22 protein-coding genes are annotated in these 21,363 nt (G+C 67.2%); all 22 read right to left on the bottom strand.

The features are described from left to right. Positions 1 to 12: 12 nt before the first annotated feature. Complete coding sequence (locus ABRP17_RS00735) at positions 13 to 378, bottom strand: response regulator (protein ID WP_192079307.1); 366 nt, start codon at positions 376 to 378, stop codon at positions 13 to 15. Then, entirely contained in the window at positions 375 to 683 is a 309-nt protein-coding gene (locus tag ABRP17_RS00730; protein ID WP_188324133.1) for a lipid asymmetry maintenance protein MlaB, read from the bottom strand. Before ABRP17_RS00730 ends, ABRP17_RS00735 begins: the two co-directional genes overlap by 4 nt. A gap of 298 nt (positions 684 to 981) precedes the next feature. Next, entirely contained in the window at positions 982 to 2,022 is a 1,041-nt protein-coding gene (locus tag ABRP17_RS00725) for a chemotaxis protein CheW (protein WP_349986085.1), read from the bottom strand. Further along, a complete protein-coding gene (locus ABRP17_RS00720; protein ID WP_188324131.1) occupies positions 2,019 to 2,801 on the bottom strand; it encodes a ParA family protein in 783 nt (260 codons plus the stop codon). The genes ABRP17_RS00725 and ABRP17_RS00720 overlap by 4 nt, the downstream gene beginning before the upstream one ends. Positions 2,802 to 2,805: 4 nt before the next feature. After that, entirely contained in the window at positions 2,806 to 3,798 is a 993-nt protein-coding gene (motD, locus tag ABRP17_RS00715) for a flagellar motor protein MotD (RefSeq protein WP_349986086.1), read from the bottom strand. A gap of 1 nt (position 3,799) precedes the next feature. Then, complete coding sequence (locus tag ABRP17_RS00710; protein ID WP_188324129.1) at positions 3,800 to 4,540, bottom strand: flagellar motor protein; 741 nt, start codon at positions 4,538 to 4,540, stop codon at positions 3,800 to 3,802. A gap of 72 nt (positions 4,541 to 4,612) precedes the next feature. Continuing rightward, a complete protein-coding gene (locus ABRP17_RS00705) occupies positions 4,613 to 6,451 on the bottom strand; it encodes a chemotaxis protein CheA (RefSeq protein ID WP_188324128.1) in 1,839 nt (612 codons plus the stop codon). Positions 6,452 to 6,453: 2 nt separating this feature from the next. Continuing rightward, complete coding sequence (locus ABRP17_RS00700) at positions 6,454 to 7,086, bottom strand: protein phosphatase CheZ (protein WP_188324127.1); 633 nt, start codon at positions 7,084 to 7,086, stop codon at positions 6,454 to 6,456. Beyond that, entirely contained in the window at positions 7,086 to 7,478 is a 393-nt protein-coding gene (gene cheY, locus ABRP17_RS00695) for a chemotaxis response regulator CheY (protein WP_188324126.1), read from the bottom strand. The genes ABRP17_RS00700 and cheY overlap by 1 nt, the downstream gene beginning before the upstream one ends. Before the next feature lie 21 nt (positions 7,479 to 7,499). Beyond that, on the bottom strand, positions 7,500 to 8,243 hold the full coding sequence (locus ABRP17_RS00690; RefSeq protein ID WP_188324125.1) for an RNA polymerase sigma factor FliA: 744 nt from the start codon (positions 8,241 to 8,243) through the stop codon (positions 7,500 to 7,502). Beyond that, positions 8,240 to 9,127 carry a MinD/ParA family protein gene (locus tag ABRP17_RS00685; protein ID WP_349986089.1) on the bottom strand — a complete coding sequence of 296 codons (888 nt, stop codon included), beginning with the start codon at positions 9,125 to 9,127 and terminating at the stop codon, positions 8,240 to 8,242. The genes ABRP17_RS00690 and ABRP17_RS00685 overlap by 4 nt, the downstream gene beginning before the upstream one ends. Further along, complete coding sequence (gene flhF, locus ABRP17_RS00680) at positions 9,114 to 10,982, bottom strand: flagellar biosynthesis protein FlhF (protein ID WP_349986091.1); 1,869 nt, start codon at positions 10,980 to 10,982, stop codon at positions 9,114 to 9,116. The genes ABRP17_RS00685 and flhF overlap by 14 nt, the downstream gene beginning before the upstream one ends. 150 nt (positions 10,983 to 11,132) lie before the next feature. Then, positions 11,133 to 13,235: a flagellar biosynthesis protein FlhA gene (gene flhA / locus ABRP17_RS00675; RefSeq protein ID WP_349986093.1), complete on the bottom strand. Its 2,103-nt coding sequence runs from the start codon at positions 13,233 to 13,235 to the stop codon at positions 11,133 to 11,135. Beyond that, entirely contained in the window at positions 13,232 to 14,377 is a 1,146-nt protein-coding gene (flhB, locus tag ABRP17_RS00670; protein WP_349986094.1) for a flagellar biosynthesis protein FlhB, read from the bottom strand. Before flhB ends, flhA begins: the two co-directional genes overlap by 4 nt. Positions 14,378 to 14,510: 133 nt before the next feature. Next, on the bottom strand, positions 14,511 to 16,616 hold the full coding sequence (locus tag ABRP17_RS00665) for a bifunctional diguanylate cyclase/phosphodiesterase (protein WP_349986096.1): 2,106 nt from the start codon (positions 16,614 to 16,616) through the stop codon (positions 14,511 to 14,513). Positions 16,617 to 16,751: 135 nt separating this feature from the next. After that, positions 16,752 to 17,543: a flagellar biosynthetic protein FliR gene (gene fliR, locus ABRP17_RS00660; protein WP_349986097.1), complete on the bottom strand. Its 792-nt coding sequence runs from the start codon at positions 17,541 to 17,543 to the stop codon at positions 16,752 to 16,754. 107 nt (positions 17,544 to 17,650) lie between these two features. After that, positions 17,651 to 17,920: a flagellar biosynthetic protein FliQ gene (locus tag ABRP17_RS00655; protein ID WP_349986098.1), complete on the bottom strand. Its 270-nt coding sequence runs from the start codon at positions 17,918 to 17,920 to the stop codon at positions 17,651 to 17,653. Positions 17,921 to 17,951: 31 nt separating this feature from the next. Beyond that, the gene (gene fliP / locus ABRP17_RS00650) at positions 17,952 to 18,674 is read right to left on the bottom strand and encodes a flagellar type III secretion system pore protein FliP (protein WP_349986109.1); all 723 of its coding nucleotides are present in this window, start codon (positions 18,672 to 18,674) and stop codon (positions 17,952 to 17,954) included. Between the two features lie 79 nt (positions 18,675 to 18,753). Then, complete coding sequence (gene fliO / locus ABRP17_RS00645) at positions 18,754 to 19,170, bottom strand: flagellar biosynthetic protein FliO (RefSeq protein ID WP_372486847.1); 417 nt, start codon at positions 19,168 to 19,170, stop codon at positions 18,754 to 18,756. Next, a complete protein-coding gene (fliN, locus tag ABRP17_RS00640) occupies positions 19,167 to 19,502 on the bottom strand; it encodes a flagellar motor switch protein FliN (protein WP_188324118.1) in 336 nt (111 codons plus the stop codon). Before fliN ends, fliO begins: the two co-directional genes overlap by 4 nt. Continuing rightward, positions 19,499 to 20,506, bottom strand: a complete 1,008-nt coding sequence (gene fliM / locus ABRP17_RS00635) for a flagellar motor switch protein FliM (RefSeq protein WP_188324117.1) — start codon at positions 20,504 to 20,506, stop codon at positions 19,499 to 19,501. The genes fliN and fliM overlap by 4 nt, the downstream gene beginning before the upstream one ends. A gap of 9 nt (positions 20,507 to 20,515) precedes the next feature. Beyond that, positions 20,516 to 21,037: a flagellar basal body-associated FliL family protein gene (locus ABRP17_RS00630; RefSeq protein WP_349986100.1), complete on the bottom strand. Its 522-nt coding sequence runs from the start codon at positions 21,035 to 21,037 to the stop codon at positions 20,516 to 20,518. Positions 21,038 to 21,363: the final 326 nt, after the last annotated feature.

Genomic DNA, 21,363 nt, shown 5'->3' with positions numbered 1-21,363 from the left:
CGGCGAGGGCGATCAGCCCAGGACTTTCTGCACGGTGGCGATCAGCTGTTCGGGATTGAACGGCTTCACCAGCCAGCCGGTCGCGCCGGCCGCCTTGCCTTCGGATTTCTTGTCGGCCGCTGACTCGGTGGTCAGCATCAGCATCGGGGTGAACTTGTACTCGGCCAACTGGCGCAGCTCGCGGATCAGCGAGATGCCATCCATGTTGGGCATGTTGACGTCGGTCACCACGGCGTTGAAGCGCTGTCCCTTGGCGCGGTTGAGTGCGACGGCGCCATCCTCGGCTTCTTCGACGGCAAAGCCGGCCGAGGTGAGGGCGAAGGAGACCATCTGGCGCATCGACGCCGAGTCATCCACCACCAAGATACGTGCGCTCATGCCGCGTTCTCCACAGAATTCAGGTTGTCATGGGGTACATCCAGGCCGAGGGCCTGGCTGACGCCGAGCAGTCGCGCGGCGTCGGAAAAGGTTGCGGTGCATCCGCTGAACTGTGTCGGCCGGCCCGCACTGCGGCGGTCGTGCACGAACGCGCACAGCACCTGCACCGCTGCGGTGTGGATGCGGCTGACCCGACTGGCGTCAAGCACCACGGGCGCGGCCTCGGCCAGCAGCGGGGCCAGGCGGTTCTTCAGCTCGGTGCTGCTCTCGATGCCGAGATCTTCACCCAGGTCCACTGTGCTCATTGTTGCTCCGGACAAACGGTTCCAGACTTCATAGCGGCAATTTCCGGGAAAGCTTTAGGGATGGGTTTTTCTGTTTCTGGGCCAGGGCGGGAGCAGGACCCGGGGCCGAGGGGGCGGGCAGGGCCACGCAGGACACGCCGCAAGTACGTCCATGTAGGCTTGTGTTCGGCTCCTGCCTCACACAGTCCTGCCTGACCCTGCCCGCCCCCTCGCTGACAGTCTGCCCTTGACCGCAGTTGGGCGGAGAGCAGGAGCGCACAAGCGCAGGAACCAGGCCGAGGCCGGGCGCCTGCGCTGATCAGTTGAGCAGGCGCGTGGCGTCGAGCAGGATCATCGGCTGGGCGCTTACGCGGGCCACGCCACGGAAGATGTCGTTGCTGATCCGGCAGATACGCGCGGTGTCCGGGGGCTCGATCTGCGAGTCGCTGAGGTTGGTCACATCCTCGACCGCGGTGACCCGCAGGCCCATGATGTCGCCGTTCTCCTCCAGCACCACGATGCGGGTCAGCGCATCTTCGCCCGCGGGGGCGCCACCCAGGTGGATGCCCAGGTCCATCACCGGTACCACCTGCCCACGCAGGTTCATGATGCCCAGCATGGCCGGGGCGGTGCCGCGCAGCGACAGCAACGGCACCGGCAGCACCACCTCCTGCACCTTCAGCAGCTCCAGCGCGTAGGCCTGGCTGCCACAGCGCAGGCGCAGCCAGCGCGAGCTGCGCTCGGCGGCGCGGCGCTGCGGTGAGGACGCATGTCCGTTCTCACGGGCCTGTTCCTGCAGCTCCTGCCATGTGCTGGGCGCGCCGGTCGCACTCGCTGGCGGCGGCAGGTTGGACGGGCGGTTCGGAATGCGCGCGGGCGCGGGGGCGCGGGCAACCGCGGCGGCGGCGATCGGCGCGGCGGGCGCTGCCAGGATCACCGTGTCTGCCGCGGTCGGGTCGGCAGCGGCGGCGAAGGCGGCTTCCAGCGACGGGCTGTCCGCATTGGCCAGCACGGCCGCGATGTCCTCGCCGGTTTCGTAGATCACCTCGTCGGGCAGGTCATCCCAGGTCGGTGGGCGTTCGGGCGGCGTCGCGGCGCTGGCGTGTTCCATCGCGTCCAAGGCGGCATCGAAGGCAGCCTGCAGCGCTGCTTCTTCATCGTCCACCACGGCGGGGGCGCCGGTTTCGTAGACGACCTCATGCGGCAGATCATCCCAAGTGGGCTCGCGCGCGTCGTCCGCGTCGCCCGTCACTGCAGGGGCGAGCACCTGCGCAGCGGCAGCCGCAGGCGCGTCGGCCGATGCCACCGCGTCACCCAGCAACTGCTCCAGATAGTCGTCCAGCACCTGTTCGTTGTTCATGCGGCCTGCTCCAGCGCGCGCGCATCGTCGGTCAGGATCCACTCCAGCGCACGCCGATAGGCCGCGAGCCCGCGCCCGGGGTAGTCATCGCCTTCCACCGGCGTCATCAGGGTGGCAGCGCTGCTCATGCGGGTGTCGACCGGAATCGCGTCATCCCAGACCCGCGTAAGGTGGCGGTCCTGCATCTGCCTCAGCGTCTCGTTGCCGGCGCGGGTGCGTCGATCGAACAGGGTAGGCAGGATCGACATCGGCAGCGGACGGCGACGCGAGCGCTCCACCATCTCGCCGGTGCGGACCATGCCATCCAGACCGTGCAGGGCCAACGGCTCGGCCTGGGTGGGAATGATCAGTCGATCAGCGGCTGCCAGTGCGTTGATCATCAGCAAGCCCAGCGTGGGTGCGCAGTCCAGCAGGATGTAATCGTGACGGCCTTTGTGGCGGGCCAACGCGTTCTGCAGTGACAGGCCCAGGCCCGGCTGGTTGGCGCTGCGCCGTTCCAGCGTGGCCAGTGCGGCCTGCGCGCAGACGTGGTCCAGGCCGGGAATGGCGCTGGGGTGGCTGAGCACGGACAGCTCCACCGGCGGGGTGGCGAACAGATCCAGTACGCCCGCCGGCGGTGGATCCAGCGGAATGCCGAACGAGCGGGTCAGCGATGCATGCGGATCGAGATCGATCAGCAGCACGCGATGGCCCAGGCCGGCCAGTTGGCGCCCCAGTGCGAGGGTGGTGGTGGTCTTGCCGACTCCGCCCTTCTGGTTGGCGATTGCCCAGATGCGCATCGGTCTACTCCTTCATGGCGGGGGTGACGGCGGCGCCGATGGGGCTGCCGGCCGGGGCGGGCGCGCGGGGCGCCTGCGGGAGGGGGGGTAAGGCAATGGGGGCGATCACCGGCGCGTCGGCGTCGCTGGAGGCGTTGAGGCGCTGGCTGATGGGATCCACGCCGTGGCTGGTATCGGCCAGGATGATCACCATCACGCGGCGGTTGCGGTTGCGGCCGTCCGCACTGGTGTTGTCTTCGCGGGGGCGGAACTCGCCGTAGCCGACCATCGCCAGCCGGGCGGGCTGCAGCCCCTGATCGGCGAACAGATGCACCACGCTTGCGGCACGGGCCGCCGACAGTTCCCAATTGGAGGGGAACTGGGCCGTGGCGATCGGGATGTTGTCGGTGTGGCCTTCCACGCGCACGCTGTTGGGCACGTCACGCAGCACCTCGGCCAGCTTGGCGAGCGTGTCGCGTGCGTGCACATCGAGCATCGATGCGCCGGTGGGGAACAGGATGTCGCTGTTGATCTCTACTTCGATCCACAGCTCGGTACGGCGCACGGTGATCATGCCGCGGTCGATCAGCGGTGTGAGCGCGGCGGTGAGTCGGTCGGCGATGCCATCCAGCTGTATTTCCGCCTGCTTCAGCTGCTCCTGGTCGCGGAACGAGATGGGCGAGCGCATCTGCGATGCCATCGAGGGCAGCAGGGTAGGGTCGTTGGCCGGGGCCGGTGCCGAGGGACCGACGCGGCTGCCGGCGTTGATGACCGACGGGGTGTCCCAGCCGCCGCCCTTTACCTGGTGACTGCCTACCTGCACCGGGTTGATGGTGCGTGGCGCAGACCCGAAGGCGCTGCTCAAGGCACTGGCGACCACCCGGTACTTGCCTTCGTTGACCGTGGAGATGGCATACATCACCACGAAGAAGGCAAGCAGCAGCGTCATCAGGTCGGCGTACGGAATCGCCCAGGCCTCATGGTTGGCATGCTCTTCGTGGTGACGGCGGCGGGCCATGTCAGTGCAGGAATCCGCTCAGGTTGGTTTCGATGTTGCGCGGGTTCTCGCCGTGGGCGATCGAGATGATGCCTTCGATGGCCATCTCGCGATCGCGCGTGGTGTGGGCGATCACGCTCTTCAGCTTGGCGGACACCGGCAGGAACAGCAGGTTGGCCGAGGCGATGCCGTAGATGGTAGCGGTGAAGGCGGCCGCGATGCCGTGTCCCAGCTTGCTGGGGTCGGCAAGGTTCTTCATCACGGCGATCAAGCCCAGCACTGCGCCGATGATGCCCAGCGTCGGGGCATAGATGCCCATGGCTTCGAATACCTTCGACGCGGCCAGGTCTTTGTGTTCCTGGCTGCTCAGTTCGATCTCCAGCATGTGCCGGATGGTTTCCGGCTCTACGCCATCCACCAGCAACTGCAGACCCTTGCGCAGGAACGGATCGCTCTGCGCGTCGACCTGCGCCTCCAGACCCAGCAAGCCTTGGCGGCGCGCGATGTTGCTCCATTCCACGATCTGCGTGATCAGCTGGCGGCGGTCGCTCTGCGGCGGGCGGATGACCCAACGCACGATCTTGAAGGCGTGCTTGAACACTGCCGGCGCGGTATGCAGCAGGATCGAGGCAAGGGTGCCGACGATGACGATGACGAACGCGGCAGGCGACCACAACGACGCCAGGCCGGCGCCCTTGAGGATGCTGCCCCCCACCAGAGATGCCAAGGCGAGGAAGAGTCCGATGAGGCTGAGTCTGTCCATGGATCGGTTATCGGCCTGTAGCGGGGTGACTTGAGGTGGTGGCCAGGGAGTGGCCGACCGGCGTCACAGTTTTCATCCGTCGTGCGGGCTGCGAAGGCCGTCCACATCCAGGATCAGGGCCATGCGTCCATCGCCGATCAGGGTCGCCCCGGCATAACCACGCAGCCCGCGCAGGGCCTTGGGCAGCGGTTTGATGACGACCTCTTCGCGGCCCCGCACCTGGTCCACGACCAGGCCGAAGCGGGTCTCGCCCGCCTGCAGCACGACGATGGTCAGCAGGTGCGACGGTGCCGGTTCCACGTCCAGCCAGTGGCGCAGGTCCACCAGGGCCAGGGTGTGCGACAGGCGATCAAGCACGGCGCGTCCATCGAACCAGCCGAGGGACGTGGCCGGTGCATGCAGCACCTCCAGCACGCGTGCCAGCGGCAGGGCGTACACATCCTCGCCGGCCTGTACCAGCAGGGTCGGCAGAATGGCCAGGGTGAGCGGCACGCGGATCATGAAGCGGCTGCCGCGGCCCAGTTCGGACTGGATCTGGATCTGTCCGCTGAGTTCGCGGATGCGCGACTGCACCACGTCCATGCCCACGCCGCGGCCGGAGATGTCGGTGACCTCGGCCTTGGTCGAGAAGCCCGGCAGGAACACCAGGTGCAGGCATTCTTCGCTGCTCAGGCGGGCAGCGGCCTCCGGATCGATCAGGCCCTTCTCGCGCGCCTTGGCACGCAGTTTCTCCGGGTCGATGCCCGCGCCGTCGTCCTGCACTTCGATGCTGACGTAGTCGCCTTCCTGCTGCGCGGACAAGCGCACGTGGCCGCTGCGGGGCTTGCCCTGTGCCTCACGCAGGTCGGGCATCTCCACGCCGTGGTCGATGGCATTGCGCACCAGATGCACGAGCGGATCGGCCAGTGCCTCGACCAGGTTGCGGTCCAGTTCGGTTTCGGCGCCGAACAGTTCCAGTTCCACTTCTTTGTTCAGCGAGCGCGCGACATCGCGCGCCACTTTCGGGAAACGCGAGAAGACCTTGCCCACCGGCTGCATGCGGGTGCGCATGACCGCCGACTGCAGACGCGCGGTCGCGATGTCCAGCGTGGACACGGCGCGATCAAGCTCTTCGTCGCGCAAACGCACGCGCAGGGTCTTCAGGCGGTTGCGCGACAGCACCAGTTCGCCGATCAGGTTGACGATGGCATCCAGGCGCTTGGTGTCCACGCGCACGGTGTGTTCGGCCTCGGCCAGCGGCTTGGCGGGCTTGGGCGTGGGGGCGGCGACAGGGCGCTTCGGCGGCGGGGCCGCCTGTGCAACGGGCGCCTGCTGCGCGAGTGTACTGCCCGGCACAGCGCCGCCATGCAGCTGGTCCAGCAAGGCCTCGAACTCGTCCTCGCTGATCATGCCATCGTCGGCCTTGGGCGCGACCGCCGTGGGCGCGGCGCCGCCATGCAACTGGTCGAGCAGGGCCTCGAACTCATCGTCGCTGATCATTTCCGAACCGGCGTCATTGCCGGCCAGCGGGGCCGACGCGGCAGGCGAGGGGGCCACGCCGACATCGAACTGGGCGATCAGGTCCGGCGGGGCATGGCCCGGTTCTTCGCCGGCCGACACCGCATCCAGCATCGCCTGCAGATAGTCCAGCGATTGTTGGCCTGCATCGAAGTGATGCGGCTGCAGCGTGGCCTGTCCGGAGCGCGCCAGGCCGAGGGTTTCCTCGGCGGCATGGCACAGCTCCACCATGGCGTGGATGCCGAGGAAGCCGGCACCGCCTTTGAGCGTGTGGTATCCCCGGAACACCGCATTGAGCTGGGGGCTGTCCTGCGGGTCCTGCTCCAGGGTGACCAGCTGCTCGCCGAGACGATCCAGGATTTCCTGCGCCTCGATGATGAAGTCCGCAGCGATGTCGTCGGCGATTCCACTCATGCTCAGAGCCCCAGGTCGGACAGCAGGTCGTCGGCGTCCAGCTGGGACACCGCGTGGCGATCCACGCCGGCCACGGCCGGTCCGGCCAGCGCCGGCTCAGTGCGGCCCTGCTGGCGCGATGCCTGCAGTTCCGGCGGCAGGCCCAGGGCACCGAAGCCTTCATGTACGCGACGCACGATGCCCACCACCCGGCGGATGATCTGGCCGGTCAGGTCCTGGTAACTCTGGGTCAGCGCGATCTCGGTCAGGTTGTGGCGGATACGCTCGAGCGCCTGCTGCTGCTCCAGTGCAGGCAGCGCCTCCTCGCCCAGGCGGGCGGTCAGGGCACGGCATTCCTCGGTCAGGTCCAAGGTGCGGTGGGTGGCCTGCTCGGTCATCGTGACCACGTGGTCCAGGCGCGCACACGCATCGTCGAGCTCTTCAGCATCGGCGTCGTGGCCCACGGTGGGCAGTTCTCCCAGCGCCTGGCCCAGCTCGCGGGCCAGCCGTGACAGGCCGGCCATCATCGGCTGGGTGCGTGCCGCCGCCAGCGCATCGATCTGCACACGCCAGCCGGCTTCATCGCCGGTTTCCAGTGCGGCCAATGCTTCCTGCAGGCGCTGCACCAGCCACGCCTTGTCCATGGCGACGTCCATCAAGCGCTCGCCGCCAGGCGTTCGAAGATCTTGCCCAGTTTTTCCTGCAGCGTCTGTGCGGTGAAGGGCTTGATGATGTAGCCGTTCACGCCGGCCTGTGCCGCCTCGATGATCTGCTCGCGCTTGGCTTCGGCGGTCACCATCAGCACCGGCAGGGTCTTCAGCTTGGCGTCGGCACGGATGGCCTTCAGCAGCTCGATGCCGGTCATGACCGGCATGTTCCAGTCGGTCACCACGAAGTCGAAGGACTGGCTCTGCAGCAACGCCAGCGCGGCATGCCCATCCTCGGCCTCGGCGGTGTTGCTGAAGCCCAGGTCGCCCAGCAGGTTCTTGACGATGCGACGCATGGTCGAGAAATCGTCGACGATCAGGATGCGCATGTTCTTGTTCAAAGCTTCATTCCTCTTGGGTACTTATGCTTCCAGGCCCGCGTCAACGGCCTCGAAGGCTTTCAGTCGGCCACGCAGGCGCAATACCGCCTGGCCATGGATCTGGCAGACCCGCGACTCGCTCACACCGAGCACTGCGCCGATCTCTTTAAGGTTCAATTCCTGTTCGTAATACAGCGACAGCACCAGCTGTTCGCGCTCGGGCAGGTGGCCGATGGCCTTGCCCAGCTCGCTGCCGAACTGGCTGCGCTCCAGCACCTGCTGCGGGGTGGGTCCGCCTTGGGCGACGGTATCCAGCTCGCCCTGGTCTTCGATGCGCGATTCCAGGCTCAGCACCTGGCCGCGCGAGGCATCTTCCATCAGCCGGAGGTATTCCGGCAGCGGGATGTCCATCGCCGCGGCCACTTCGGTGGCCGATGCGGCGCGACCCGTGGTCTGCTCCAGGCGACGGATGGTCGAGGCGGCATCGCGGGCGCGGCGGTGCACCGAGCGCGGCACCCAGTCGCCGCGACGGATCTCATCGATCATCGAACCGCGGATGCGAATCGAAGCATAGGTTTCAAACGAGGCCCCCTGGTCGGCGTCGTAGCTGCGCGACGCTTCCATCAGGCCCATCATGCCGGCCTGGATCAGGTCATCGATTTCGACGCTGGCGGGCAGTCGCGCGGCCAGGTGGTGGGCGATGCGCCGCACCAGGTCCGAATGCTGCGCGATGCACTCGGTTGCTGCCGTGCGCTGCACCTCGCGGTATTGAGCGGCGCCTTTCATGCCACCACCCCCCGCTGCTTGAGGATGCGTTCGAGGAAGAACTCCACGCCACCGCGCGGCTCCGTCGGTGCCTGCCAGCGCGCGGTGCGGCGGGCGATTTCGTTGATCGCCAGCGCCGACGGGCTGGACGGGTAGGCTTTCACCACCGGCTGCTGGCGCTGCACGGACATGCGCAGCCAGTCATCCTGCGGCACGCAGCCGAGGTAGTTCAGCGAGACATCGGCGAGGAATTTCTCGCAGACCCGGCTGAGCTTTTCATACAGCACGCGCCCTTCGTTGGGATCGCGCACCATGTTGGCCACCACCTGGATGCGATCCACGCCGCGTTCGCGCGACAACACCTTGATCAGCGCGTAGGCATCGGTGATCGAGGCCGGCTCATCGCAGACCACCACCACGGTGTCCTGCGCGGCCTGGCAGAAGGTCAGCACGCCGTCGGTGATGCCGGCGGCCGTGTCGACCACCATCACATCCAGGTCGCGCTCCAGCTCGGAGAACACGTTGACCAGGCCGACGTGCTCGGCCGGTGCCAGCTCGGCCATGTGCCGCCGACCGGATGCAGCCGGGACCACCAGCACGCCGTTGGGTCCCTCGATGATCACTTCTTCCAGCGTGCAGCGCCCGGCGATCAGGTCGGCCAGGGTGAACTCCGGCTTCAGGCCGAGGATCACATCGATGTTGGCCAGGCCGAGGTCGGCATCCAGCAGCAGCGTGCGTTTGCCCATGCCAGCGAGCGCCACGGCCATGTTGGCCGAAACGTTCGTCTTGCCCACGCCGCCCTTGCCGCCGGTGACGGCGATGGTGCGGACCGGGCCCAGCGGCTGGCTGCGGGTGGCCGACAACGGGAAGGTCGTGGTCAGCTTGGCGTATTCACGCGACGGCATGGTTCAACTCCGGGTTGCAGGGCATATCGGCCGCGCGGCGCAAATCTTCAAGGCGAAGTACAAGATTGGCCGCACTGGCCCGGTGCAGGTCTTCAGGAACGTCCTGGCCATCGGTCACCCAGGTGATCGGCAGGCGGTGGTCGACGGCGACCGACAGGGCCGTACCGAAGCGACCGGTCTCGTCCAGCTTGCTCAGCACGACGCCCTGCAGGTTGGCGGCGCTGAAGCGGCGCACCACTTCGTCCATGTCGCCGAAGCTGGTGTTGGCCGGCAGCACCAGCAGGGTGCTGACCTTCGGCGCGGCACGCAGCCACTGCAGCTGCGAGGCCAGGGTGCGGTCGCGCGGGCCGACGCCTGCGGTGTCGATCAGCACCAGCTTGTAGTCCTTCAGGCGTTCCAGCAACTGGTCCAGATCGGTACCGCTGCTGGCCTCGTGCACGGCGATGCCGAGCTGGCGGCCGAAGCCGTACAGCTGCTCGCGGGCGCCGATACGGGTGGTATCAGTGGTGACCAGGGCGACATCGCGCGGGGCGTGGCTTTCGGCAAAGCGCGAGGCAAGCTTGGCGATGGTGGTGGTCTTGCCGGCTCCGGTGGGTCCGACCAGCGCGATCACACCGCCTGCTTCCAGCGGGTCCACCGGCGAGATCGGCAGCTTGCGCGAGAGCAGGCCCAGCATCAGGCCGCGACCGCGGTGGGCTTCGGTCTCCAGCGGGATCTGCAGCACCACGTCGCGGGCGATGCCGGCATCGAAGCCATATTCGTCCATCAGGTCCAGCGCGGCGGCGCGCACGGGATTGCCGCGCAGGCGCTCATCGGTGAAGCGGTGCATTTCGCGCTCGATCACCTGGCGCATGCCGGCTACTTCGTTGCGCAGGTGGCGCATCTCTTCGTCGTCGCGGGCGATGACGGTGAGGGTCGGCGGGGCGACGATGGGGCGCGCCGGTTGTACGGCCTCGGCGACCTGCAGGGCCGGCAAGGTTTCCGCCGAGCGTGGCTCGGCGCTACCGGAGGTCGGCGCCGGGAAGGTGTCCAGGGCGGCAGGCGGCTGCGGGGCCGCGGAGATGTCCGGGGCGGCCGGGGGCTGCGGCGTCGAGAGGGTGTCCGGGGCGGCGGGGGCCTGCGGCGCCGGGAGGGTGTCCGCCGAGCGTGGCTCGGCGCTACCGATCATCGGCATCTGCGCGGCGAAGGCCATCGGCAGCGGCGGCGGCAGCACGGTCGGGGGGCGGATGACCGGCGCGGCAACGACCGGCGTCTCGATGGCGAAGGCTTCATCTTCCACCCAGGCGCGCGGCAGCGGCGGCAGTGGACGCGGTGCGCTGGCCTGCTGGCGCGGTTCGGGCTGTGCGTGTTCGAACGGGGCAAAGATCTGCTCCGGCAGCGCCGGTTCGTTGACACGCTGCGGCGCTTCGCGATGCAGTGCACCGCCGGCGGCACGGGCCAGGGTCGCGGCGAATCCTTCGCTGCCGCGCTGCATGACGATCTCATCGCTGCTGTTCAACGTGCGACCCGTCGCGCCCACCGCTGCGCGTGCCAGGGCCGCAACGGCCGACGTGGTCGCCGCCACCGGTTCGATCTCGGCGACCGGCTCGCGGCGACGGGTCATCGCGGCGATCATCGCATCGGCGGCGGTGCGCGGACGCGGCGCCGGTGCGGCTGCCTGCACGGGCGCACTGTCCTTGCGGGCGGTTTCCAGTGCACGCTGCACCACGCTCTCGTCGTAATGTGCGGCCGCCACGATTTCGACGCCTTCCTCGATCCGCCGGTTGGACAGGATGACCGCATCCGGTCCATGTTCCTTGCGAACCAGGTTCATGGCCGATCGCATGTCGGCGGCGACGAAGCGTTTGATTTTCATGCTGGGGTACCGGGACGGAGTCGGTTCGGTGGCAGGGGATCGCGATTGTTCGGTGGTCTGCACGGTGCGGGGTCCCCTTGGAAAATGGTTGGATCACTACGGTGGCGGCGGCGCTGCTGCCGGTTTCCCGGCGCCGGTGGAGGCCCGCGGTCAGCTGATCGTGCCGACCAGCTTCAACCGCTTGTCTTCCGGCACCTCGCTGTACGCCAGCACCGACAGCGATGGAACGCTGTGACGGACCAGGCGTGCCAGCGCGGCACGGACCGGGCCCGGTACCAGCACCACGGCGGGCTCGTTGCGGGCTTCCTGCTTGCTGACACAGTCGGCAAGACTCTGGTGCAGCCGTTCGGCGAGTCCGGGTTCCAGCGCAGCGCCGTTACCCTGCGTGGACTCCTGCAAGACGCGTTCCAATTGCGGGTTGAGGGTGAACACCGGCAGCTCGGCGGACATGCCGGCGATCTCCTGCACGATGAAACGGCCCAGCGTGTTGCGCACTGCCGCGGTGAGCACGGTCGGGTCCTGGCTGGACGGGGCGGTTTCCACCAGCGACTCGGCTATCTTGCGCAGTTGGCGTACCGGGATGCGCTCGATCAACAGGTTCTGCAGCACGCGTACCACCACCGACAGCGGCACGGCCTTCGGGGTCAGGTCTTCGACCAGCTTCGGGGCGCTCTTGGCCAGGTTGGCCAGCAGCTGTTGCACTTCCTCATGACCCAGCAGCTCCGGCGCATGCTCGCGGATCAGGTGGGACAGGTGGGTGGCGACCACGGTGGCCGGGTCCACCACGGTGTAGCCCATCGATTCCGCATGGGCGCGCTGATGCGGCTGGATCCACGTGGCATCCAAGCCGAAGGCCGGGTCCTTGCCGGCGATGCCGTCCAGCTGGCCCAAGGCACTGCCCGGGTCCAGCGCCAGTTCGCGGTCAGGATGGATTTCCGCCGTGGCGACCGGCACGCCGTGGATCAGCAGGCGGTAGGCGGTGGCGGGCAGTTCCAGGTTGTCGCGGATGTGCACCGAGGGAATCAGGAAGCCGATGTCCTGCGTCAGTTTGCGACGCACGCCCTTGATGCGGGCCATCAGTTCGCCGCCCTGCGCGGCATCGACCAGCGGGATCAGCCGGTAGCCCACTTCCAGGCCCAGCGGGTCGACCGGACGAAGTTCGTCCCAGGTCAGTTCGGCGCTGGGTGCGGGCGCGGCGGGGCGACCCAGCGCGTCCATCGGTTGGGCGGTCGGCGCGGCGTTGGCCTGCGCCTCGGCCAGCTGGCTCTTTTTCCATATCTTCCAGGCCATGAAGCCCAGGATCGTCGCCAGCGTCAGGAAGGCGACGTTCGGCATGCCCGGGACCAGGCCGACCACCCCGATGATGCCGGCGGTGATGGCCAGCGCACGGTACTGGCCGAACACCTGGCCCATCATGGCCTGGCTCATGTCCTGCGAGCGCGAGGCGCGGGTGACCAGCATCGCCACCGCACTGGACACCAGCAGCGCCGGCAGCTGCGCCACCAGGCCGTCACCGATGGACAGCAGGGTATAGGTGGCCGCTGCGTCGCCGAAGGCCATGTTGTGCTGGAGCATGCCGACGGCCAGGCCGCCGATCATGTTGATGAAGAGGATCAGGATGCCGGCGATGGCGTCGCCACGGATGAACTTGCTGGCACCGTCCATCGCACCGTAGAAGTCTGCTTCCTCGCGGACCTCCTCGCGCCGGGCCTTGGCCTCTTCACGCGTCAACAATCCGGCATTGAGGTCGGCATCGATGGCCATCTGCTTGCCGGGCATTGAGTCGAGGATGAAGCGCGCGGTCACTTCGGAGACGCGGCCTGCACCTTTGGTGATCACCACGAAATTGATGATGGTCAGGATCGCGAAGACCACGATGCCGACGGCGTAGTTGCCGCCGATGACGAACTCGCCGAAGGCGGCGATCACCTTGCCGGCGGCCTCGTGGCCGTTCTGGCCGTTGAGCAGGATCACGCGGGTGGAGGCGACGTTCAGTGCCAGCCGCAGCATCGTGGTGACCAGCAGCACGATCGGGAAGATGGTGAAGTCCAGCGGACGCTTCACATACACCACCGCCAGCAGCACCATCATCGAGATGGCGATGTTGAAGGTGAACAGCGCATCCAGCACGGGGGCGGCCAGCGGTACGACCACCATGGCCAGCAGGGCCATGACGATCAGCGGCGCGCCGAGCCCCTGGCGGATCATCGCTAGGATGCTGCGTGTATTGAAGGTGCCGGGCTGGGCGCTCATCGCGGCGCCCTGTCAGGCGCGGTGCCCGGTGCGTATTCGGCCACGTCCACGTACGGCTGGCTGGGCATGGGGCCGGTGCGCCAGCTGCGCAGCTGGTAGACGTAGGAGAGCACCTGGGCAACGGCCGAATACAGTCTCACGGGGATTTCCTTTCCGAGTTCCCCTTCCCGATACAAGGCCCGTGCCAAAGGCGGCGCCGAGACGATGGCCACCTTGTTGCCCTCGGCGATCTTGCGGATGTGCTGGGCGGTTTCATCCACCCCCAGCGCGACCACCTTGGGCGCGCCCATCTTGCCGCCTTCGTACTTCAGCGCAACGGCGTAATGGGTCGGATTGACCAGCACCACGTCGGCGGTGGGTACCGCTTCCATCATCCGGCGGTTGGACATTTCGTGCTGCAGCTGGCGGATGCGCCCCTTCACTTCCGGGCTGCCTTCGCTTTCCTTCATCTCGCGGCGCAGTTCTTCACGGGTCATCTTCAGCTTGCGCAGCCAGTTCCAGCGCTGGTATGGCGCATCAATGAAAGCCAGCAGCAGCATCGCTACCGCCGTGGCCAGCAGCAGCTTCAAGGTGAAGCCGAGGCCGCGCACGATGGCGGTCTCCAACGGCTGGTGCAGCAGTCCACGCAGCAGGTCCATGCCGCCCATCATCACGATGGTGGCGGCGGTGCCGACGAACAGCACGCGCAGCAGGGATTTGACGAACTCGGCGACCGCTTCGGGGCCATACAGGCGCTTGAGGCCGGAGGCGGGATTCATGCGGGTGAAGTCGGGCATCATCGCCTTGCCGGACCATCGCAGGCCACCCATCACCACCGGCGCCAGGAAGCTGGCCAGCAGGCAGACGATCAACAGCGGTGCGGTGACCAGCAGCAGGCGCAGGAACAGGTCGCCGACATGGCCAAACAGCTCCATCGGGTGCTGGCGCAGCGAGAGGTCGGGGGTCAGCGCCTGTTTCATCCAGTCGATGCCGCCGCTGGCCAGCTGCCCGCCGGTGGCCATCACCGCCAGCACGCCCCCGCCGAATACCGCAGCGGTCGCCAACTCGCGCGAGCGCGGCGTATTGCCCTGTTCGCGGGCCTCGCGCAGTCGTTTTTCAGTTGGCTGTTCGGTTTTTTCGCCGCCGTCTTCGTTCTCGGACATCGCGCGCAGATCCAGGGGGGTACCCGGCAGGCTGCAAGATCCGTGCCGCTGCAGATCACCGGTAGCGCCGACCCAGGGTCGGCGAGCGCAGCGGGCCCGGACGATGCGGGCATCCGCCGAGCGTGGCTCGGTGCTACGGGGTCGGCTCCACCTGCGGCCTTCGCTCACCGTGCAACTGCAGGAAACGTGCGGCCTCGACCGGACGCCCCAGCAGAAAGCCCTGCAGGGAGGTGCATCCCAGCTGCTCCAGGCAGCGCCGCTGGGCGATGGTTTCCACACCTTCGGCCACCACGTCCATGCGCAAGGCGCGGCCCAGCGCGATGATGGACGACACGATGACCACGTCCTCGCGGCTGTTGGCCAGGTCGCGCACGAAGGCGTGGTCGATCTTCAGTTCCGTGGCGGGCAAGCGCTTGAGGTAGAACAGGCTGGAATAGCCGGTGCCGAAGTCGTCGATGGAGATGCCCACTCCCAGCGCCGACAGCCCCTGCAACAGGTCGGTGCTGGTCGTCGTATCGCGCATCACCGTGCTCTCGGTGATTTCAAGGATGAGCTGGCGCGCGGGCAGCTGATGACGTGTCAACGCACTGGCCACATCCTGCAGCAGGCCGGGCGCGGTGAACTGCAGCGGCGACAGGTTCACTGATATCGTCCAGTCGTCCTGGCCAAGGCAATGCCACTGGCGCAGTTGCCTGCACGCTTCATCCAGCGCCCAGCGCCCCAGCGCGCCGATCAGGCCGCTGCGTTCGGCCAGGCCGATGAACTGGTCGGGGGCGATCAGGCCGCGCTGCGGATGCTGCCAGCGGACGAGGGCTTCGGCACCGCAGACGTCCCCGTCTTCTACCCGCAGCTTGGGTTGGTAATGCAGCAACAGTTGGTGGCCGTCGATGGCGGCGCGAAGCTCGGCCTGCAGCGCCGCTTGCGCAGCGGCATCGGAATCCATCCCATCGATGTAGACAACATAGCGGTTGCGACCCCGCTGCTTGGCCTGGTACATCGCAGCGTCGGCGCAGGCCATCAGCTGTCGCTCGGACATCGCGTGGTCGGGGCACAGGGCGATGCCGATGCTCGCACTCACCCGCAACTCGTGGCCGGCGACCAGGTCGTGGACATCCAGCGCCTGCAGCATGTGCTGCGCAAGCAGGGTCATGTCCTGCCCTGCGTCCAGGTCGGCCACCAGCACGAACTCATCCCCGCCCAAGCGCGCAAGCAGGTCACGCGGACGCAGCAGGCGGCCCAGCCGTTCGCTGACTGCAATCAGCAGCGCATCGCCGGTCTGGTGCCCGTAGACGTCGTTGACGTGCTTGAACCCGTCCAGATCGATGAACACCACAGCGAAGCGCTGGCCCGATGTGGTCACCTCGCTGAGCGATTGCTCGATGTGCTGCTGCAACAGCCTGCGATTGGGCAGGCGGGTGAGGGGGTCGTGCAACGCAGCCCGTGTCAGTTCGGCGTGTGCATCATCCAGGCTGTGGCTGAGTGAAGCGTTGCGTACGCGCAGCAGGTGGGTCTGCAGGCGGTGCTCCATCCAAGCCAACAACAGCGCCCCTCCCAGAATCAGCCCGGTAACCAGCACGACCAGCAGCGCCAGGATGTCGCTGGGCAGGCTGCCGACAGCCAATGCACCGCAGACGCTGTCCTGCGGAAACCGCGCTGCGGCCATGCCGGTGTAGTGCATGCCGCCAATGCCGGCGCCGAGCATGACCGATGCGGCCAGGCGTGCCGACAGGCGCGCCTGTGAGCGGTGCAGACGGAACACGATGAACAGGGCGCTCCAGCTTGCCGCGACAGCCACCAGCAGCGAGGCGATTACCCAGCCGAAATGCCACTGGATGGGCGGCTGCATCCGCATGGCCAGCATGCCGACGTAGTGCATGCTGGCAATGCCGGCGCCCATCAGCACTGCGCCACCGGCCAGTCGTCCGTGCGGCAGAGTGGGTCGGGTGACCAGCCAGAGGGCGAACACGGACGATCCGATGGCGATCGCCAGCGACGCGGAGGTCAGGGTGCGGTCATAGGCCACCGCAATGGGCAGCGCGAAGGCCAGCATGCCGATGAAGTGCATCGACCAGATGCCAAGGCCCATGGCGCAGCCGCCGCCGAGCCGCCAGACCCACATCGCCGACGCGCCGTCGCTGCGCGCAGCGCGTGATGCCATGGCCAGTGCGGTGAACGATGCCAGCGCAGCGACCAGCAGGGACAAAATGACCAACGAAATCTCGTAGCGGCCCTGCAGCATCGTCGATCTCCTGTTCGACTTGCGCTGGCTCGTGCAGGTCAGCGCATCTTCACGATGAATCTACCGATAAATGGCGTGGATGCACACGCGGCGTTGCCCCTGCCTGCTGTCAGTGAGCTGCCTTGCGTGCTGCGGTCAGCGGACCACGGCACCGGCCGCATCAAAGGCTGCATCAAACAGGCGCTGCACGGGTGGGCCCATCTCGCCCGCCAGCACGGCCAGCAGGGCCAGCCCCAACAGCAGCGATACCGGCAGGCCGAGCTGGATCGGATTGAGCGCCGGAGCTGCACGGGCGAGTGCGCCGAAGGCCAGGTTGACCGCCAGCATCGCCACGATCAGCGGCAACGCCAGTCCGACGCCGCCACGCAGCACAGTCAGCAGGAAGGTGGGAGCCAAGGTGGTCAGTGCCTGCGGATCGGGCAGGGTGGTGCCGATCGGCAATGCGCGATAGCTGTCCACCAGCAGCGTGATCAACGCCAGATGGCCGTTGGCGGTGAAGAACAGCAGGCCGAACATCAGGTAGAACCATTGCCCGATGACGCCCGAGCTGCCCCCGCGCATCGGGTCGGCCATCTGCGCGAAGGACAGGCCAGTGCCTTGGGCGATCAGCTCGCCGGCCAACGCGCCGGCCTCGAATACCAGCCGCAGCATGAAGCCGATCGTTATCCCGATCACCAGTTCGCGGAAGATGGTCAGTACGGTAGCGGCATCGAATCCCACCCAGCTGGGTACGGGCGGAAGGATCGGCGCCAGTGCGATCGCCAGCGTCGCCGACAGCAGCAGTTTGATGCGGGACGGCACCGCGCGGGTACCGATCAGCGGCATCGCCATGATCATGGCGCCCAGCCGCAGCAGGGTCCACAGCGTATCGCCGATCATGCCGAAGGCCTGCAGGCCGTCGGTCGCCATCTGGGTCGCAGGATCCATCAGCCGCCCTCCAGCGGGATCCGGTCCCTGTCGCAGCCGTTCATGCGGACGACGAAGGGCGCGTGCGCCCATCGGGTACTGATGCAGGGTGGGACGAAGCGCACGACCTAGCCGATCAGATGGGGAATGCGCTGGAACAGCAGGATGGTGAACTCAACCATATGTCCCAGCAGCAGGCTGCCCAGCGCGAACAGGACGGCCGTCAGCGCAGCCGCCTTGGCGACGAAAGCGATGGTCGGCTCGTTGAGCTGGGTGGCGGCCTGCACGATGCCCACCACCACGCCCACCACCAGCACGGTGAGCAACAGGGGGCCGGCCATCCATAGGGTGGCGATCAGGCCGCCGCGCAGTTCGGTCAGGGCAAGTTCGGGAGACATCGGAATTCCAGTGGAAGAGGGGCCGGGCGACTCAGGAAGGATTGAAGCTGGCGGCCAGTGTGCCGACGGTCAGCACCCAGCCATCGACCAGCACGAACAACAGGATCTTGAAAGGCGCCGACACCAGCATGGGCGACAGCATCATCATGCCCATCGACATCAGCACGCTGGCCACGACCAGATCGATGATCACGAAGGGGATGAAGATCAGGAAGCCGATTTCGAAGGCGGTCTTCAGCTCGCTGGTGACGAAGGACGCCACCAGCACCGGGAAGGGCACCGCGTCTGGACTGGCATAGGTGCCATGGCCGGCGATGCCGGCAAAGGTCATCAGGTCGGTTTCGCGGATCTGCGCCAGCATGAAGGCGCGCAGTGGCTGCGTGGTAAGCGTCCAGGCTGACTGGAAATCAATCTGCCCGTCCAGGTAAGGCGCCATGCCGCTGCTCCAGGCCTTGTCCCAGGTCGGCAACATGATCATCGCGGTCAGGAACAGGGCAAGGCCGAGCATGACCTGGTTGGACGGCGTCTGGCCGGTGCCCAGCGCCTGCCGCAGCAGGGCCAGCACGACGATGATGCGGGTGAACGCGGTGAGCACCAGCAGCATTGACGGGATCAGGGTGATCGCTGTCATCAGCAGCAGGGTCTGCAGCGGCAGGCTGACCGGCTGCCCACCGATGCGGCCGACATTCACGTCGGGCAGCGGCGTGGTCGGCGCACCCGGCACCGCGAAGGCCAGCGCGGGAAGCAGCAGCATCACCAGCAACGCCAGCAAAGGGAGCCAGCGGGTGGCTTCGGGCCGATGGCCTGCGCGCGGCAGAGAGATCGAACGCATTTCAGGAATCCTTGCGCAGCCGCTGCTGCAGCAACTGGGCGAAATTGGGGAGGTTCTTCAGGTCCGGCACGCGCATCGGCGTCGGTGGCGGGAGCGGTTCGCTCAGCGTGTCCAGCTTGCTGATGCCGCCAGCGGTCACGCCCAGCAGCATCTGCTCACCGTTGATTTCCAGCACCACCACGCGCTCCTTGGCGCCCACGGCGATGCTGGCCACCATCTTCAGGCCCTCGGCCTGGCGGAAGCTGCTGCCCGGCATGCGCTTGAGCAACCAGCCCAGGCCCACCACCAGCGCCAGCACCAGCAGCAGCGCCAGCACGGCACCGAACAGGCCGGGCGTGGAGGGCGCATGCTGGCCTACCGCGGGCGGGGCGACCTTTGCTGCCGCCTGACCGGTGGCGATGAGCAGGTGCAGGCTCAACGCAGTCTCCGGATCCGTTCGCTGGGGCTGACCACGTCGGTCAGGCGCACGCCGAAGCGATCATTGATGACGACCACTTCGCCATGTGCGATCAGCGTGCCGTTGACCAGCACGTCCAGTGACTCGCCGGCACCGCGTTCCAGTTCCACCACCGAGCCCTGGTTGAGCTGCAGCAGGTTGCGGATCGGCAGGCGCGCACGCCCGACTTCCAGTGACAGCGTCACCGGCACGTCCAGGATCACGTCCAGGTTGAGATCGGCACCGCCGGTGTCCTCGGCCTGCAGGGCCTCGAACTGGGCAGCGATGGCTTCTTGGCGCTCGGTTTCGTTCATTGCGGGTCTTCCTGGGTAGCTGGCGCACGCTGGCGGGTGCCCGGCGGATGGGTTGCGGTGATCTTTACAGCGTTCATGCCATTGGCCACGCCGAATTGGCCGGTGAACACCGGGATGCCTTCCACGCAGACCGGCACCTCGTTGGGCAGGTCGATCGGCAGGATGTCGCCGACCTTCAAGCGGGTCAGCTCGCGCAGGCTCATGCGCTTGGTCGCGAGCACGCTGGACAGGTTGACCTCGGCCACGTTGAGCTGCTCGCGCAGGGTCTTGCCCCAGCTCTCGTCGCGGTCGTTGCGGTCGCTCTGGATACCGGCATCGAGCAGTTCGCGGATGGGTTCCAGCATCGAGTAGGGCAGGGTGACGTGGATGTCGCCGCCGCCCCCGTCGAGTTCGACGTGCAGGCGGCACACCACGACGTATTCGCGCGGGGTGACGATGTTGGCGAAGTGCGGGTTGATCTCGGAATTGAGGTATTCGAACTCCACGTCCATCACCGGCGCCCACGCCTCGCGCAGATCGGCGAAGGTCTGCTTCAGCAGCAGGTGGATGACCCGCATTTCCGTGGCGGTGAACTCGCGGCCCTCGATGCGGGTGGGGTAGCGCCCATCCCCACCGAAGAAATTGTCGACGATGGCGAACACCAGGGTCGGCTCGAACACGATCAGGCCGGTGCCGCGCAGCGGCTTGAAGCGGATCAGGTTCAGGTTGGTGGGCACGTACAGCGAATGCATGTAATCGTTGAACTTGATCAGCTCGATGCCGCGCACCGACAGCTCGGCCGAGCGGCGGATCAGGTTGAACAGGCCGATGCGCCACAGGCGGGCGAAGCGCTCATGGACCATCTCCAGCGTGGGCATGCGCCCGCGGATGATGCGGTCCTGGCTGGCGAAATCGTACGAGCGCGCTTCGCCGGGCACGGAGGCATCGACATCGGTTTCCACCGCGCCGCTGTCGACGCCATGCAGCAGGGCATCGATCTCGTCCTGGGACAGCAGGTCATTCATGGCCGGCCCTTACTGGGTGACGAAACTGGTGAACAGCAGGTCATCGGCGCACTTCTTGCCGGTTTCCGCCATCAGCACTTTCTGCACCTCAGCCAACGAGTCGGCCTGCAGCTTCTCTTTGCCGGCCCGATCGGCGATCTGGTCCGGGGTAACCTGCGAGAACAGCATCAGCAGGCGGGCGCGGAGCGCCGGGGAATGGGTGCGGATGGCATCCAGCGAGGTGGCGTCGCGGGTCATCAGCTGTACTTCCACCTGCAGGTAGCGGGGGCCATCGACCGGGCCGTTGAGGTTGACCACGAAGGGCGGCTCAAGGCCGAAGTACTGCGCGGGTGCCGGCGGCGCCTTGGGCTTGGCCTTGGTTGCCGGTGCACCGGCATCGCCGTGCGCGGACTGGGTGAAATACCACACGCCACCGCCCGCGGCCGCGGCGGCAACGACGGCGATCAGGGCGATGACCAGCATGGGACGACGCGACGGGGCGGCCTTGTCCTTGTCGGCGGATTTCTTGGTTTTGTCTGCAGCTGCGGCCACGTGTGAAGCTCCTGGAGGTTGCCTGCGGTGACATGCAAGGGCTGTGCCGGGAGGTGGTTGGTAGCGAGCGGCTGGGCCCCTCGTGGCGGGTCGCTGGAAGCGGTGTCCTGGGAGGGGGCCGGACGGGAGGGGTTGGTGGGGGACGGCAAAAACTGCATCCATGCGGGCCTCGTTTCGCGCCATCCTTGGCGCTCAACGCCCCCACCAATCCCTCCCGCCCGGCCCTGACAGTCCGCGCGCGCGTCCCGCCACGTAAAAAGAAAAAAGAAAAGCGGTAGCGCCGACCCATGGTCGGCGAGCGCAGCGGGCCGTTGGCGGGAACATTC

It is taken from the genome of Stenotrophomonas sp. WHRI 8082, from assembly GCF_040223995.2.
Taxonomy (GTDB): Bacteria; Pseudomonadota; Gammaproteobacteria; order Xanthomonadales; family Xanthomonadaceae; genus Stenotrophomonas.
This window is presented reverse-complemented; position numbering and strand designations above follow the sequence as displayed.